Genomic DNA, 15,186 nt, shown 5'->3' with positions numbered 1-15,186 from the left:
CGCGCCTTACAATGTCGCTTATGCACAATGAAAACCAGCCGCACGAGGACGACCGGCCCGTCCATCCTTTTTCCGCCCTGAGCCCCGATTGCGTGCTCGACGCCCTCGACAGCGTGGGGCTGCGCGGCGATGGCCGCCTGCTGGCCCTGAACAGCTATGAAAACCGCGTCTACCAGGTGGGCATCGAAGACAGCGCGCCCCTGGTGGCCAAGTTTTACCGCCCCGCGCGCTGGAGCGATACGGCCATCCTGGAGGAACACGCGTTCGTGTCCGAACTGGTCGAGCGCGAAATCCAGGTGGTGCCGGCGCTGGAAATCAACGGCAGCACCCTGCACCAGTACCAGGGCTTCCGCTTTGCCGTCTTCCCCCGCCACGGCGGCCGCGCACCCGAGCTGGGCGACCCGGCGACCCTGGAATGGATAGGGCGCTTCATCGGCCGCATCCACGCCGTCGGCGCGCTGTCCACCTACAAGGAGCGGCCGGCGCTCGACCACCAGACGTTCGGCGTCGAGCCACGCGAATTCTTGCTGGAAGGTAATTTTTTGCCGCCCGAACTGCTGGCTGCGTATTCCAGCGTGGCGCAGCAGGCGCTCGACGGCGTCAAGCGCTGCTATGACCGCGCGGGCGACGTGGCCGTGCTGCGCACGCATGGCGATTGCCATGGCGGCAACGTGCTGTGGACGGATGCGGGCCCCCATTTCGTCGATTTCGACGACAGCCGCATGGGCCCGGCCATCCAGGACCTGTGGATGATGCTGTCGGGCGAGCGGGGCGATATGCTGCGCCAGATGAGCGACATCCTGGCCGGCTACGAAGATTTTTGCGATTTCGACCCGCGCCAGTTGTACCTGGTCGAAGCGCTGCGCACCCTGCGCCTGATCCATTATTCGGCCTGGCTGGCGCGCCGCTGGGACGATCCCGCCTTCCCCGTCGCCTTCCCGTGGTTTAACACGCAGCGCTACTGGCAGGACCGCATCCTCGAGTTGCGCGAACAGGTGGCCTTGATGGATGAGGCGCCATTGTGGCCTGTTTAAGCGCGCGATAAAACGCCCATGGCGGCGTTGCATTGCCTAGGCGTACTATTCGTACTGCCTTCGGCAATGCGCCTTGCCCTGAGCATTTTCTCGGACGCTTAAATCCCTGGCAAATCCTGAAAAGAGCGGTAAAACAGGCTCTTCTTGCCGTGCTGATTTGTGCATGCCTGTTCGATAATGGTGGTAATAAATTCCCATAAGCAACGGAATTCACCCGAATAAGCGAGAAATCATGCAAGCACAGCAAAATCAGCGCCAGGCCGCCTCCCTCACCGTCGCGTATTCCGCAGACGACGAGTTCGACCAGGACAGCATGGTCTCGCTGCATGATTTCAAGGACCTGGAGCGCAAGACCGAGGCGCCCGTGCCTGCTGCGCCAGTCGCCGCTGAGCTCCCTGCGCCCCAGCCGCCAGCCGAACCGGCAGCGGAAGCCGACGCCAAGGCGCCGGCCGCCGAACGCCAGAAAATGGAATTGAAAGCCATCCACGAGGCGATTGCCCGCGTGGAAGCGGAAGCGAAGGCCACCTGCGCCGCCGAAAGCCGCGCGCTGGCCGAGGCGCGCGTGCGCTCGCTGGCCGAGGACCGCGCCGCCATCGACGCCGCCGCCGCTGCCGCCGCACAGCAAAATGCGCAGGCAGCCGAAGAGGCGATTGCCGCCAACCGCGAACGTCTCGATACCATGCGCGCCGCCGCGCAAGCCAGCGTGGCCCGCCTGGAAGCCGTCAAGCAGGAAACGGCGGAACTGCGCGCCCGCGTTGAATCGGACAATGAAATCCGCCTGGCCGCCGAACAGCGTGCGCGCGCCGAACAGGAAAGCCGCTTGCGCGCCAGCGAGCAAGTGGCCGTGCAGTCGGAACTGGCCGAACAGGCCGCCCGCGCCGCCGAGGAATTGCAAGTGCAGACGGAGCAGGCGCGCCTGCAGGCCGTCGAGCGCGTCGCCGCCGTGCAGGCGGCCAAGGAAGAAATGGTGGGCATCGCCTCGGCCGACGCCAGAGTCGCCGTGCTGGCCCGCGAGCGCGAACGCCATGCGCACGGCGCGCGCCAGACGGCGCAGATGCTGGCCGAGGCGGAAAGCGAAGCGCTGGACTTGACGGTGCAGCGCGAGCGCGCCGACCAGATCGCGCTGGAATCGGCCTTCAACCGCGCCGCCGCCGAAGTGCGCGCCCTGGAAGAAGCGCGCGCGCTGGCGCACCTGGAGCAGGAACGCGAAGCCATCGCCCTGGCGCAGGCAGAATCGGAACGCCACGCGGCGCAATCCCTGCGTTTGCGCCTGCAGACGGAAAAGGAATTGCGCGACGCGGCCATCCACCGCGAGCGCCTGGAAATGGTCGCCGTGGCCAGCGCGCAGGCGCGCCGCGATGCCGACGTGCGCATCCTGGCCGCCACCGAGGCGCGCATCGAGGTGGACCGCCAGCTGCGCGCCGTGGCGCTGGCCCGCGTCACCGCCGAACAGGATGCGGAAATCGCCGGCCACGCCAAGCTGGAGGCGGAAACGGCCGCACTGGAACAGACCAAGGCACGCGAAGCGGCCGAGCAGGCAGCTGCCGTCGCGGCGGCCCGCGAACTGGAAGAGCAGCAGCGCGCCGCCAGCCTGGCGCATGAGCGGGCCGAACTGGCGCGCCAGGCGGCGGAACTGGCCGCCAGCCAGAACGACGCCGAGCAGGCCGAAGTCGATGCCGGAAAAGCAACGTTGGCCGCGCAGGAACAGGCAGCGCAACTGGCGCAGGAAAAAGCCTTGCAGGCCGGGCAGCTGCTGCAGGTCGAGCAGGAACGCCTGGCCGCCGAACAAGCTGCCATCGCCGCCTTGAAAGAGAAACTGGAAGCGGAAGCGCTGGCGTGCAACGCGGCGCAGGAACGCATCGCTGCCGAAGGCGCGCAGGCGGAACTGCTGCGCGGCCAGCATTCGGCCGAACTGGCCTTGCAGGAAGCGGCGCAGAAGGAAGCCGACGCGATCCGCATCCTGATGGACCAGGCGCTGGTCGAAGGCGAGCAGAAAGCCGCCGCCGCGCAAGCCGTGCAGGCGCAGGCGCGCCTGGCCGTGGAATTGGGGCAGGTGCACAGCGAGCGCGCCCGCGTGGAAGAAGACAAGGCGCAAGCCGCCGAAGCGCTGCTGGCGTCCGAGCGCGATTTCGTCGCGGCCGAACGCGAGTCGCTGGCGCTGATTGCGCAAAAACTGGTGCAGCAGCGCCAGACCAGCGGCGCCGAAGAGCGCGCCTCGCAAGCGATTGCCGGCCGTCTGGAAGCGGAAAAGCAGGCGACGGCGGCAGCCGACGCGCGCGCCGTATTGGAACAGCAGGCGCTGGACGCCATGCGTCAGCGCGAGCAGCTGGAACTGGCCGCGCAGCAGGCCGCCAGCGAGAAGCTTGCCGCGCAGCAAGCCTTGCTGGCCAGCGCCCAGGCCCACGCCGCCCTGCAGCGCAAGGCCGCCGACACGACGCGCGCGATGGCCGAGGCCAAGCAGCAATTGCTGGAGATGGAAACGGCGCGCGCGCAGCAGCAGGAGCGCGAACTGGCCGCCCTGCGCGCCAGCCTTGAGCAGCCGCAAAGCGCGTTTTCCAGCTCCTTGAGCGCCGCCCGCGCGAAAGCCGAACAAGTCAGCTCGGCCAGTTTGACGCGCGAAGTGATCGAGCGCCTGACGCAGCCGAATGAATCCGCAGGCGCCGTCTGGCGCTCACGTTGAAGGCCTGAAAACCCGATAACACCCGGGGTCGGACCTTAAGGTCCGACCCCAGTCCCAGGTTTGGGTTACGTCTGCATCTCGCTCAAAACTTCCGTCCCACCCCCACCAGCAGCACATCCGCATCGCGGTGATAATCGGTGATGACCCGGTTCCACGCCACTTGCGCCACCCAGCGGCGGTCGACGTGGTAGCGGGCCACGGCCGACAGCAAGCCTGTCAGGCGCGTGCCGTGGCCCTGGCTGTCGCGCCCGTCCCAGGCCACGTACGGGCCGCCGCCCATGCCGAATTCCACCTTTTCATTGAGCGAGCGGATCAGCCACAGCTGGGCGGCCGCGCCGCGCCGGTGCGCCAGGTCGGTGTTGCCTTCATCGAGGGCGGTGACGGTCCAGTCCACGTATTTTCCCGCCGCGCGCCGGTATTCCAGGGTGAAGGGGCGCGAGGACTCGGAGCGCAGGCTGTTGACGATGGTGTGGCCCGTGGCCAAGGTCAAGGTGTCGTCGTACGCCCAGTTCTGCAAGTGCAGCTTGGCCCCCGGCACGCCGTCATAGCGGTAGCCGGCGCCGAGCAGCAGGTGCGTGGTGTTGTCCTTGCCGTCGGGCTTGATGCGGTTGAGCTGCGCTTGCGCATACCAGCGGTTGTCGAATTGCCAGCGCGCCTGCAGGCTGACGATGGAGCCCCAGCCGTGGTCATTGTCGAAGTTATGCAGGCCGTCGTCGGTCCTGGCCGTGTCGAAGAAGAAGTAGCGGCCTACGCCGGCGCCCAGCATCAGGCCTTGCTCCACTTTTTTCGTGCGCAGCCAGGCCTGGCCCGCCATGCCGTCGCGGTGATGGTCTTGCGGATGGCCTTCATTGATGTAGGACAGGCTCACGGCATTGTAGTTGCCCACCGGCTGCGTGTAGCTGATGGCGGCCACAAAGGTGCGCTCACTGGTCGAGCTGACTTTCAGGACGCCGGCCATGCCGGACAAGTCCTGTGCCCGGGCGGACAGGGGGTGCGAGGCGGCCAGCAGCGCTAGTACGATGAATGGTATGCGCATGACGTTTCCAGTGGCGGGTGAATACACGCTAACGATCGGCTGGCGGAGCCACATGCGATGGCACAAGAATCTTGCACATTGACTACATTTGTAAACTGTTCAGCCAGAACTCGTCACAAGTGTACAAGAAAGTGAGAATGTGTGAGGCGCCGGCCTGGAAGGGCTGGCCGGCGCGGGACTGCGAAATTACGGTATTACTGGCTCAATACGACTTTATCGGCAAAATATTCCGTCTCGCCGAAGCATTGCGTGGGCACGCCCTTGTGCTGGCTGTAGGTGACGAGGATGCGCTTGCCGGCCGCGGCCGTCAATTGCTTCGCCACTTCTTCATCGCGCACGCTGAACTGGAATTTTTCCGGGATGGTGCCCGGCAGCGCCGTCAGCAGCAATTCACCTTCCCATGTCTTGCAGATCCAGCCCCGCTTGGAGAACTTTTGCAGGTAGCCCGCCCGTTCGCCTTCCGAGTACGAGAAGCTGAGGGCCATCCACGTGTAGGCTGCCAGCAGCAGGAAGCCGGCCACGAGGAAGATGGCGAAGGCGAAGGTGACTTTTTTGGTCGTTGGGGTCATGTTAGGAGGTGAATTGTTTAATTGGAGAAAGAATTAATCTTTCCGTCCGGCTTTCCAGTTGAGACCAAAGTTGTAGCGCTCGTCCATCGCCTGGTGCGCCGTGATTTTACCTTGGCCGCCGAAGTATTCCACCAATTTTGTCACCTGCAGGTTGCCGCCGTGGTTTTCCAGCATGGCGATGGCGCACATGGCGTGCTGGCTGTCGCTGTCGAGGCGCACTTCCACGGTTGGCTGGCCGGGAATCTCGATCGTCACGACGCCATCCGTGGCGGCCCAGTTCGGCACACCTTCGTAGATGAACGCGTACACGAGCACGCGCTTGATCTGGTCGAAATGGGTGCCGTTGATGAAGATGTTTTCGCCGCTGCTGACGCTGCCCGTGCGGTCGTCGCCTTCCAGGTGGATGTACGGCGGACGGTCATATGCGCCCCAGCTGTTGCCCAGCGCCTGCACGGCGCTCTTGGCGCCACCGCTCATTTCGAACAGGCAGCCGATGTCGAGGTCGATGCCGCCCGCACGGCCGGCCGGCTTGTTGAACAGCTTGCCGAGGAAGCCCGTGTCCAGCTTCGAGGCGGGCGCCTGGCCTTGCGACGCGTTCTGGTTCCAGTTCAGGTTGACGCGGATGCGGCCATAGCCGCCGCTGTCGCGCTTGTCGAGCGAAATCTTGTCGCCGCGCTTTTCCAGGCGGATCTTCGACAGCGAGATTTTATTCGCCGCCGGCGGGGCCGCTGGCGCAGGCACGGGGACCGGCGCCGGGGACGATTGCGCCGCCTCGCTGCCGCCGAAGTGCTTCAGCAGCGCCGCCAGGCCGCCCGCGAAACCCTGGCCCACGGCGCCGAAGCGCCAGCTGCCGTCGCGGCGATACAGTTCGCCGATGATGACGGCTTTTTCGTCCTGGAAGTCATTGCCCGTGAAGGCAAACGTGGCCGCCTGGCCCAGCGCCATGCTGGAATTGCCCAGCGCGCGCATGCTGCCCTGTTCCGTCGCCGCCGTGAAGACCAGCTTGTCGATGGAGGCGGGCAGGCGGGAGAGGTCGACCTGGAAGGTGGAGCGGGGGCCGTTCAAGTCCACCGTGATGGCGTTGTCCGGCGCGCTTTTCTGGTTGAAGAACACCATGTAGCGGTCGTCCGACAGCTTGCCGGCCGCATCGACGCCGAAGCAGCTGACGTCCACTTCCATCGAACCCGATACGATATCGAGCGTGACGGCAAACGGGCCATTCAAGCCCAGGTCAGCCAGTTTGCCTTTTTGTCCGCGTGTGAAATTGGTCATGGTCGTGCAATCCCTTCGTCGCTTGAAAGTTGAGTCAATGAGGTAGTCGGTGCGTGCGCCGGCGCCGTGTCGGCCGCGTGGCGGATGCCGAACAGGCGCGCCTGCTCGATGATGCGCTGCGCCCAGCTGCTGTGGGTGGCCACTTCGCACATCGATTCCTGCATGCGGAACACGGCCGGGCTGTCCGGGTCGATGATGCGCAGCGCCAGTTCGATGTCCGACTGCGCCACCTGGTAGTGGCGTTCGATCTGCGGCACCTGGTCCGGGTGGATGGCCGTCTTGGCGATCATGCCGTGCGCCATGTCCTGCGCCACTTCCGCGTCCAGCCAGCTGCCTTGCGACAGGTGCTCGAAGACGGGCGCCGTCAGCTGGAAGCCGTGCGGCTTGAAGATGGTGACGAGGCGGCCGATGACCTGTCCCAGCGGGGTTGAATAGATGGTGCCGCTGGTAGGGCGGCGCAAGCCCAGCAGGGCCAGCAGATCGTTGCCGCCGATGCGCAGGGCCAGGATGCGGCGGCGCACTTCCGGCGCCGACAGGAGGAGGCGGAACTGCTTCATTTCCTCGTCGTCGAACACTTCCGCCGTTTCCAGGGTCGGCATCAGCAAATGGTGCGTGTGGCGCACCAGCTCGAAGTAGGCGGCGAAGTTGTGGCGCGTGGACTTGGGCAGCACGAAGCCGCTCAATTTGTCGGCGCCGGGCATGGACAGCACGCGCGCCAGCACTTCGAGATTACGCACGCGCACGAAGCGCAAGGTATCCGATGCGGCGCCCATGTTTTGCAGCGCCAGCGACAAATTGAACAGCGCGTAACTGAGGTCGCGTTCCGCGATGGCGTCTTCGGTGCAAAGTATGACCGAACGCAAATGGCTGAATTTGTCGCCATTGGCGATCGCCAGCAAGTCCTTGTGCGTGGTCGGCACATACATGGAGGCGCCCAGCGCCGCCTTGTGTTCGCTTTGCGGGTGTAGGGAGTTGTTATCCATCGACTGCGCTCCTGATAAGGGCGACCGCCTGGTAAGGCAGCGCCGGTTCTACTGTGACGGGTATGGCTTTTTCCTGCGCCAGAAGCAGCAAATGTGCCACGTCCGGCGCATTCGTGTCGCGCACGATCAGGCGCTCGGGCACGCGGCGCAGCAGCACGCGGGTCGCTTCGCCGATGCCTGGCTTGATCAGGTTGATGTCGCTGATGCCGTACTCTTGCTGCGCCGCGGCCATGTAGGCTTGCGAGCGGGCCGCCATGGCTGGCGCATCGCTCGCTTCGGCCAGCGGGATGCCGCTGCTGGCGGCAATCGCCATGGCGTCGGCCACGAGGCCCTCGGCGAAGGCGCGCGACTGGTCGTGCTGTTCGAACTGTGCGTAGTACACGCAGCCGTGGAAGTCGTCCGGGCCGATGGCTTCATTCAACACGGAGCGGCTGACCAGGCCCGAGACGGTGGCGTTCAGGATGCTCGACGGGATCAGGTAGTCGCTGGCCGAGGCGGCGCAGGCGGCCGTGCCGGCCAGGTCGGACAGCACGAACAGGCCGCCGTCGATGGCCGTGCCATGCGCCGCGTTGAAATCGTTGACCGTCTGGCGCAGTTCGCGCGAAATCACGCCCTTGCCCGTCCAGCCGTCGACGAAGACGAGGGAGGCGTCACTGTGGCCCTGCGCCAGGATGTGCTGCAAGGCGTTCGCGTCGATGCCGCGGTCGCGGATGATGGAGACGGAATAATGCCGGCACTCGCGCTGGAAGACCTGGCGCAGCAAATGGCCCAGGATGACGCCCACGGGCGTGCCGGCGCGCGCCAGCGACACCAGCGTGACGGGCCCCGTGCGGCGCGCCGCGATCAGGGCCGCCAGGCGCAGGCAGTCGCGCGCCATCTGCAGGCGGTTGGCCGCGAACGCGCTCTGGAACAGGGCCAGGTAGGCGGGCGAGGGCAGGGATTCCGGCGACAGCATTTCGCTGTAGTGGCGCTGGCCGGACTGGATCAGCCGCTCTTTTTCGGCCAGGTCGAGGATGGGTTCGAGCGCCATCGGCGTGAGCAGAAACTCCACGTCTTCCTGGCGGTAGCTGCCGCTGAAATGCTGCCTGGTCATAGCGCCGCCACCGTGAGTGCCGCCAGCTGGGTGCCATTGGGGATGATGGCGTAGTCGCAGGCGGCCATGAAGCGGGCGTCCGAACGGCTGTCGCCCATGCCGAAGCTGACGATGGGGCCGTGTTCGGCTTCCAGTTCCGCGCGCAGATAAGCCACGGCGCGCGCCTTGTTCAAGGTCTTTGGCAGCACGGCCAGGTTGTTGCCGTTGCGGTGGATGAAGTAGTCGCTGCCTTCCGTGGCGATCCACTGCTGCAGCACCTGCTCTTCGATGTCGGCCAGGCGTTCGCCGCGCGCTTCATGGTCCTTGACGACGATGTAGAACGGCGTGTTGTAGTCTTCGATCAGACGCGCGCGCGAGGGCATGCCCGTTTTGGCCTGGAAATCGTCGATGATGCGCATGGCGTCCCGAAGGCCCGGCAAGGCCGTCTGCATGTCGTCCTGCATCAGGGACAGCCAGCCCGCGTCGAGCGCGCCGCCCGGCTGCAGCACGATGCCGCCGTAATCGAGCACGCTGTAACTGGTAAACGGCAGGTCGACGCGGCGGAAGGCGTCGCCATTTCTCGCCGTGGCGGGAATCAGGGTCATGCCGCTTTGCGCAAAGTCAAAGAAGGCGCGCTGACGCGCCGTCGTAAACGAGCAGGCGTCGCCATTTTTCAGATAGGCGGCAGGCTGCAGGTCGGTCTCGCCGGGGCATTTTTTCGGGGTCTGGAACAGTGTGTCGTCCAGATCAACAAACAGGAATTTCTTCAATTTTGGTCTCTGACTGAAAGTGGAACAGGCGGCCATTCAACTGGCCGGCGAGTTGCATGAGGGCCGGGCTGGCCGGGGTTTCATGGCAGATGAAAACGTGCTGGTACTGGCCGGGCGCCACGTTGTACAGGTAATTGGCGATGCCTTCGCCGTAATTGTCGTCGCAGCGGACGATGTGGCCGACGGAACCCCACGACAAAATCGGCGAGCGCGTGGTCGATTGCACCACCACGTTCTTGCCCAGGCTTTCCAATTCGCGCGCGAGCAAAAACGACGGATGCATGAATTCGCCCGTGCCCAGCACCAGCACGGAGTCGCCGGCGCCGATTTCCTGCGCCAGCTGCACCGCCAGGCCTTGCGGCGGATTCAAGGCGCGTCCCACGCCGATGCGGCCGAACGCGGGGCTGGCGCCCCGTTCCGCATTCGCCTCGAAGCGCTGCGCGCTGGCCGCCACGGGTGCCGGCGCAGCGCCGGCCTGGAAGGCGTAGTGGCCGGACAAGGCTGCGCCTATGCTGGTGGGCAGGCCGAAACGCTCACTCAAGCCCGCGTTGGCTGCCTGGCCCATGAAATTGGTGATCACGCCCAGGTGCAGCTTTTCCAGCTGCGGATAGCGCGCGCGGCACACTTGCACCAGGTTGGCGAAGGTGTTGCCGGTCGACGCTTCATCGTCGATCAGCACCAGGCTGCGCGCGGTGGAAAACAGGGCGCTGGCCGCGTCCGACAGGTGCAGGAACTGGCGCGGCGCGTGGCTGTGCGATTCCTCGAATTCGAAGAAGGGCACGCTGCCCACGCGGTAGCGCGAGCTGTGCAAGAACAGGGCCTTGCCATTCGGGTTCGCGCGCAGCCACGCCTCGAACACGCCCTGGCCCAGGCCGACGGCCGTTTCCGCCATGGCGATGAAGACGACGGGACCGGGCAGGCTGGGGGGAATCTGCGCGGCCAGGTCGTCGTGGATGGCTTCCATGGCGCGCGGCGTGACGGGCCAGTGCTTGCCCAGCACCTTGGACAGGAACAAAAAGCCCCGCTTGGCGTTGGCGCGCGCGGCAAAGCCGATCAGCCAATCCAGCGGAAAGCGCGCCTCGTCCACTTTCAGGGTCAGCTCGCCCGTGGGCATCTGCTGCTTGACGAGGTTCATGGCAGCTCCACGGCGTAGGCGGCTTCGCCCACGCGCATGCCTTCCTGGATGGCGGGCACGGTGAGCTTGTCGAAACCCTGGTCGAAACCGGCCAGCGCCAGGTAGGGCAGGTTGGGGCCGGCCGCGCACGCCATGCCGATGCCGCCCGACATGCGCGGGTTGATCTCCAACAAGGCCAGGCCATTCGCGCCTTCGCGGAACTGGATGTTGAAGACGCCATTCAGGCGGTAGTCGCGCGCCAGTTTGTCGCAGGCCGCCAGCAAGTCGGCGCGCAGCTCGATCAGCTGGCCGCTGCCGCCCCCGTGCAGTTTCTTGCGCGGCACGGCGCAAATGAGCTTGCCCTGGTCGGCGACGCAGTCGGCGCTGTATTCGTGGCCATCGAGGTATTCCATCAGCAGCAGGGTCTTGAACGTTTCCATCTGCGCCAGGCCGTTGCGCAGCTCTTGCGCATTGATCTGGTAGGCGGCGCCGGCCAGCAGCAGCTGGGCGCTGGTGCGCTCTTCATCGAGAATGGCAAAGCCCAGGGCATACACGGATTCGGACGGCTTGATGCACAGCTTGCGATGCAGCGGACGCAGTTCGGCGCAGGCGGCGTCGTATTCGGCGATGTTTGTGACGGCGCGGTAGTCGGCAGGGCGCGCCATGGGCAGATCGAGGCCGTCGCAGAAGCGCGCCTTGTCATGCATCAGGGTCAAGGTCTCTTCGCTGGCCACGCTGAGCACGCGCGTGCCGATGGCGGCGAAGCGCGCGCTGGCGCTGCCGATCAGGCCAGCTTCCTTGCCGGGCCAGAAAATCGCGATGCCCCGGTCGCGGCAAAATTCCAGGCACCACGCGACATAATCGAGACCCGTGAGGCCGGACGGTTCGACCGCGTATTCGTGGGCCGCCAGGAAGGCGGCCGCGTGCGCGTTCGTATTGCTGCACACGAGGTGATAGCGGGGCGCACCGTTTGTCGCGGCCATATCGGCCTCGCGGATCAGGCGCATGGCCGTGCCGACCGAGGAAAATGTTTTGTTGAACCAGACTCTTTGCATGTACGGGGACCGGGTGGAAATAGGGGGAAGCCGCGCGCAGGTGCGCGCGCGGGGATTCTAAGCGGCCAGACTTAACCTGGCCTTAGAGAGGAGGGGGAATCAGCCGGCCTTGCCGCTGGCCGTCCACTTCAGGAAGGCGTCGCGGTTGCGCGAGCAGATGAACACCTTGCCCGAGCCGGAAAAGCGCAGCACGATGCCTTCGCCGCTGGTCACGCTGTTGACGATATTGCCGAGGAAGCCGCCGATGCCGCCGCCGCCCGAACCGCCGCCCGTGGTCACGGAAATCTCGTATTTCAGGCTATTGTCCCAGCACACGACGTGGGAATTGTCGATCACGACATCCTTGCCCGGCTCGACATCGAGCTGGAACATGGAGCCGAAGCCCGACACCACCACTTGCCCCGTGCCGGCCGTCTCCATGACGAAGAAGCCGCCCGACTGGGCGAACAGCGCGTTGCCGATGCTTTGCGTGCGCACCTTCATTTCCGTGCCCGAGGTGGCGGCGACAAAGGCGCCGTCGTTGAGCAGGTACTGGCGCGCGCCCACGTCGACCACTTCGATGGCGCCCGGCAGGGTGGGCGAGAGCAGGCAGTCGCCGCTGCCGCGCACCGCTTCGATGTGCTGCTGGAAGAACGATTCGCCGTTGGCGAAGCGGCGCATGATGGCGCTGCCCAGGCCGCCCGTCATCTTGCCTTTCAAGTCCAGCGCCGTTTCCATCATCACCATCGCATCGGATTCGCAATAGATGGTTTCGCCCTGTTTCATGCTGACGTGGAGGAAAGGATCGACGTCGCCCGTGACACTAAATACTGGCATGATAAATCTCCAAAAAAAAAGCCGCCTGAACTGTGCAGGCGGCAGTAATGATATGACAAAAATGCAATTCACCTCGAAAAACCGTAGCGAGCAAGCTCGATTTCGGGTTAAGTCGCGCAGCTGTACGCAGGTACAGCGAGCAACGCAGGCCCGAAAGTGAGCGGCGCAGTAGGTTTAACGAGTGTGAATTAGGCGTTGACGCCGAAAGAGCGGGCCAGTGGGCCCAGGCCGCCGTTGAAGCCCTGGCCGATGGCCTTGAACTTCCATTCGCCGTTGTAGCGGTAGATTTCGCCAAAGATCATCGCCGTTTCCGTCGAGCTGTCTTCGGACAGGTCGTAGCGGGCGATTTCTTTTTCGCCTTCCGCGTTCAGGCAGCGGATGAAGGCTTTCGAGACCATGCCGAAGTTCTGGCGGCGCGCGTCGGCGTCGTGAATGGTGACGGTGATGCTGATGCGGTCGATGTCGTTTGGCACGCGGGTCAGGTCGATTTCGATGCGCTCATCGTCGCCTTCGCCTTCGCCCGTCTGGTTGTCGCCCGTGTGGACGACGGAGCCGTCGGTCGACTTCAGGTTGTTGTAGAAGATAAAGTCAGAGTCGCCACGGACTTTGCCGTCGCTTTTCAGGAGGAAAGCGCTGCCGTCAAGGTCGAAGGTGGCGCCGTCGGTCGAACGAGGATCCCAGCCGAGGCCGACGATGATCTTCTTCAGGTTCGGTGCTTCCTTGCTCAGGTTGACGTTGCCGCCTTTTTGCAAACTGATTGCCATGTGGTGCTCCTTTTCAGTAATTTACTTAAACATACCTGCATGGGATGAGCGCGTAAGGCGCTCGTGCCATCACTCTCTCAATTGGGGACGATCTCCCCGATTTCAAGCTTGTGCCGCGTGCCGTTTGCGATAACGCAAGGACGACCACAGCGAAACCAGAATGAAGGCCACGCCCGACAGGCCCGTGAACCACTCCGGAATATGGTACTTGACGGAGGCCAGCATGATCAAGGCCAGGATGCCGATCGCATAATGGGCGCCGTGCTCGAGGTAGACGAATTCGTCCAGGGTGCCCTTGTGCACGAGGAAGACCGTCATCGACCGCACGAACATGGCGCCGATGGCCAGGCCCAGCATGATGATGACGACGTCGTTGGTGATGGCGAACGCGCCGATCACGCCGTCAAAGCTGAACGAGGCATCGAGCACTTCCAGGTACAGGAAGCCGCCGATGCTGCCGCGCGCTACCGTCTTGACCAGGTCGCCATTGCCGTTTTTAGCTGGCGCCGCGTTTTCTTCCTCATCGTCCTGCAAGTCCGGTTCGCCTTCTTCCAGCAAGCCGCTGATCCAGTTCACGCCGATGTAGACGGCGATGCCGACGATACCCGACGCCAGCACGCTGTATTTTTGTTCCGCAGGGCCCATGGCCACGCAGGCGGCCACGGCGCCCATGGTGATCAGCACGGCCAGGCTTTCGGTGCCCAGCGCATTGACTTTTTCCTCGGCCCAGCCCAGCCAGTGCAATTCCTTCTCGTCGTCGAACAGGAAGTTCAGGAACACCAGCAGCAGGAAGGCGCCGCCGAAGGCTGCCACTTGCGCATGGTTGTCCGTCAGGTGCTTGGCGTACACATCGGGCGTCGTGGTGGCCATGGTCCATACGTCGACGAGGCCCAGGCCCGTGGCGACGGAAACGATGACCAATGGAAACAGCAGCCGCATACCGAAGACGGCCACGAGGATACCTACCGTCAAGAACAGTTTTTGCCAGAATTCATTCCAGTGACGCAAGACCGAGGCATTCACCACTGCATTGTCGAACGACAGCGACACTTCCATGATGCCCAGCACGCCCGTGATCCACAGCGCCTGGATCAGGCCCGGCATGCCGCCATGGCTGTAACCCCACCAGCCTGACACAGCCATCAGGATAAAAGTGACTAAAAAGGAAATTCTGAAATGCCGCATGAGTACCCCGTTGCAAGTATGAAAGACGTTTGATTATCCGCGCCGCTGTGTGCGCCGCACTGAGTGTTGATATACGTCAATTGTTGTATATGCCATGATTTTATATTAGTTGCCGCCGGGGGCGGCGTTTTATAGGCTGACGACAGACAGTTCTGCTGGCGCGGATGTTCTGCGATAATTGCGGCGCGCCTGTCTCCCCTGACACACCCTATACATATATAAGAAGGAATACCCCGTGGATATCGCTTACCTCGTCACGCCCCTGATCACCTGGATCCTGGTCGGACCGATCAAATTCCTGATCAACAGTGTCCGCACGCGGCAATGGGCGTTCGGCCTGGTCGGCAATGGCGGCTTTCCCAGCAACCATAGTGCCGTCGTGTCCAGCATGGCGACCCTGATCGCCTTGCGTGAAGGCATCGGCCATCCCGCCTTCGGCGTGGCAGTGACCTTGGCCTTCATCGTCATCATCGACGCCAACAGCCTGCGCCAGCACGTGGGCAAGCAGGCGGCCGCCATCAACCGCCTGGCCAAGGAAGCGGCCAGCCCCGCGCATACCTGGTTGCGCGAGCGCATGGGCCATACCTTGGTGGAAATCGCCGGCGGCCTGTGCACGGGCGTGGCCATCGGTTTCCTGATCAACTATGTTTTCGGCCGCTAAGTTCGCTTCCCCTGAAACGCAAAACCCCGCTTCAAGGCGGGGTTTTGCGTTTCAGGGCGTAAAAACTACGTTTCATCCATTGATTAAAGCATTACAGGAAACCGCCGATTGACATGCCCGGATGCGCTCATGGATACTTTGGCGCTTGTGGTTTTAATAAAAATATTATGCTTGC

General features: G+C 64.0%; 14 protein-coding genes. 3 read left to right on the top strand and 11 right to left on the bottom strand.

Annotated features, from left to right (window positions below; translation table 11 throughout):
- The first annotated feature begins 20 nt into the window (after positions 1–20).
- Both CLU94_RS06190 and CLU94_RS06185 read left to right on the top strand, forming a co-directional pair.
- Positions 21–1,034, top strand: a complete 1,014-nt coding sequence (locus CLU94_RS06190; RefSeq protein ID WP_099665003.1) for a serine/threonine protein kinase — start codon at positions 21–23, stop codon at positions 1,032–1,034.
- A 232-nt stretch (positions 1,035–1,266) separates the two neighbouring features.
- Entirely contained in the window at positions 1,267–3,714 is a 2,448-nt protein-coding gene (locus tag CLU94_RS06185) for a hypothetical protein (protein ID WP_099665002.1), read from the top strand.
- Between the two features lie 82 nt (positions 3,715–3,796).
- Here the strand turns inward: CLU94_RS06185 and CLU94_RS06180 are convergent, their stop codons facing one another.
- From CLU94_RS06180 to CLU94_RS06130, 11 genes are all read right to left on the bottom strand, one after another.
- Positions 3,797–4,750 carry a hypothetical protein gene (locus CLU94_RS06180; RefSeq protein WP_099665001.1) on the bottom strand — a complete coding sequence of 318 codons (954 nt, stop codon included), beginning with the start codon at positions 4,748–4,750 and terminating at the stop codon, positions 3,797–3,799.
- 194 nt (positions 4,751–4,944) lie between these two features.
- Positions 4,945–5,319 (bottom strand): hypothetical protein, encoded by a 375-nt coding sequence (locus tag CLU94_RS06175; protein ID WP_046682297.1) that lies wholly within the window; start codon positions 5,317–5,319, stop codon positions 4,945–4,947.
- Positions 5,320–5,352: 33 nt separating this feature from the next.
- Positions 5,353–6,591: a TerD family protein gene (locus CLU94_RS06170; protein ID WP_099665000.1), complete on the bottom strand. Its 1,239-nt coding sequence runs from the start codon at positions 6,589–6,591 to the stop codon at positions 5,353–5,355.
- Positions 6,588–7,574: an HpcH/HpaI aldolase/citrate lyase family protein gene (locus CLU94_RS06165; RefSeq protein WP_099664999.1), complete on the bottom strand. Its 987-nt coding sequence runs from the start codon at positions 7,572–7,574 to the stop codon at positions 6,588–6,590. The genes CLU94_RS06170 and CLU94_RS06165 overlap by 4 nt, the downstream gene beginning before the upstream one ends.
- Entirely contained in the window at positions 7,567–8,667 is a 1,101-nt protein-coding gene (locus CLU94_RS06160) for a cysteine protease StiP family protein (protein ID WP_099664998.1), read from the bottom strand. The genes CLU94_RS06165 and CLU94_RS06160 overlap by 8 nt, the downstream gene beginning before the upstream one ends.
- Positions 8,664–9,416 (bottom strand): HAD family hydrolase, encoded by a 753-nt coding sequence (locus tag CLU94_RS06155; protein WP_099664997.1) that lies wholly within the window; start codon positions 9,414–9,416, stop codon positions 8,664–8,666. The genes CLU94_RS06160 and CLU94_RS06155 overlap by 4 nt, the downstream gene beginning before the upstream one ends.
- On the bottom strand, positions 9,394–10,551 hold the full coding sequence (locus CLU94_RS06150) for a phosphoribosyltransferase domain-containing protein (RefSeq protein ID WP_099664996.1): 1,158 nt from the start codon (positions 10,549–10,551) through the stop codon (positions 9,394–9,396). Before CLU94_RS06150 ends, CLU94_RS06155 begins: the two co-directional genes overlap by 23 nt.
- Positions 10,548–11,585, bottom strand: a complete 1,038-nt coding sequence (locus CLU94_RS06145; RefSeq protein WP_099664995.1) for an ATP-grasp domain-containing protein — start codon at positions 11,583–11,585, stop codon at positions 10,548–10,550. Before CLU94_RS06145 ends, CLU94_RS06150 begins: the two co-directional genes overlap by 4 nt.
- A gap of 99 nt (positions 11,586–11,684) precedes the next feature.
- On the bottom strand, positions 11,685–12,401 hold the full coding sequence (locus tag CLU94_RS06140) for a TIGR00266 family protein (RefSeq protein ID WP_070224704.1): 717 nt from the start codon (positions 12,399–12,401) through the stop codon (positions 11,685–11,687).
- A gap of 188 nt (positions 12,402–12,589) precedes the next feature.
- Entirely contained in the window at positions 12,590–13,165 is a 576-nt protein-coding gene (locus tag CLU94_RS06135) for a TerD family protein (RefSeq protein WP_099664994.1), read from the bottom strand.
- Between the two features lie 102 nt (positions 13,166–13,267).
- Positions 13,268–14,350, bottom strand: coding sequence for a DUF475 domain-containing protein (locus CLU94_RS06130; RefSeq protein ID WP_099664993.1), 1,083 nt, complete (start codon positions 14,348–14,350; stop codon positions 13,268–13,270).
- A gap of 235 nt (positions 14,351–14,585) precedes the next feature.
- Between CLU94_RS06130 and CLU94_RS06125 the strand changes: the two genes are divergently transcribed.
- Positions 14,586–15,011, top strand: a complete 426-nt coding sequence (locus CLU94_RS06125; protein WP_099664992.1) for a divergent PAP2 family protein — start codon at positions 14,586–14,588, stop codon at positions 15,009–15,011.
- Positions 15,012–15,186: the final 175 nt, after the last annotated feature.

It is taken from the genome of Janthinobacterium sp. 13 (genome assembly GCF_002749695.1).
In the GTDB taxonomy this organism is placed as follows: domain Bacteria; phylum Pseudomonadota; class Gammaproteobacteria; order Burkholderiales; family Burkholderiaceae_D; genus Janthinobacterium; species Janthinobacterium kumbetense.
Note: the sequence above shows the minus strand (reverse complement) of the source record. Positions and strands in the feature narration are given on the sequence as shown.

Coding starts and splice junctions, on each gene's coding strand:
- CLU94_RS06190 (WP_099665003.1), top strand. CDS start 21: ATGCACAATGAAAACCAGCCGCACGAGGACGACCGGCCCGTCCATCCT.
- CLU94_RS06185 (WP_099665002.1), top strand. CDS start 1,267: ATGCAAGCACAGCAAAATCAGCGCCAGGCCGCCTCCCTCACCGTCGCG.
- CLU94_RS06180 (WP_099665001.1), bottom strand. CDS start 4,750: ATGCGCATACCATTCATCGTACTAGCGCTGCTGGCCGCCTCGCACCCC.
- CLU94_RS06175 (WP_046682297.1), bottom strand. CDS start 5,319: ATGACCCCAACGACCAAAAAAGTCACCTTCGCCTTCGCCATCTTCCTC.
- CLU94_RS06170 (WP_099665000.1), bottom strand. CDS start 6,591: ATGACCAATTTCACACGCGGACAAAAAGGCAAACTGGCTGACCTGGGC.
- CLU94_RS06165 (WP_099664999.1), bottom strand. CDS start 7,574: ATGGATAACAACTCCCTACACCCGCAAAGCGAACACAAGGCGGCGCTG.
- CLU94_RS06160 (WP_099664998.1), bottom strand. CDS start 8,667: ATGACCAGGCAGCATTTCAGCGGCAGCTACCGCCAGGAAGACGTGGAG.
- CLU94_RS06150 (WP_099664996.1), bottom strand. CDS start 10,551: ATGAACCTCGTCAAGCAGCAGATGCCCACGGGCGAGCTGACCCTGAAA.
- CLU94_RS06145 (WP_099664995.1), bottom strand. CDS start 11,585: ATGCAAAGAGTCTGGTTCAACAAAACATTTTCCTCGGTCGGCACGGCC.
- CLU94_RS06140 (WP_070224704.1), bottom strand. CDS start 12,401: ATGCCAGTATTTAGTGTCACGGGCGACGTCGATCCTTTCCTCCACGTC.
- CLU94_RS06135 (WP_099664994.1), bottom strand. CDS start 13,165: ATGGCAATCAGTTTGCAAAAAGGCGGCAACGTCAACCTGAGCAAGGAA.
- CLU94_RS06130 (WP_099664993.1), bottom strand. CDS start 14,350: ATGCGGCATTTCAGAATTTCCTTTTTAGTCACTTTTATCCTGATGGCT.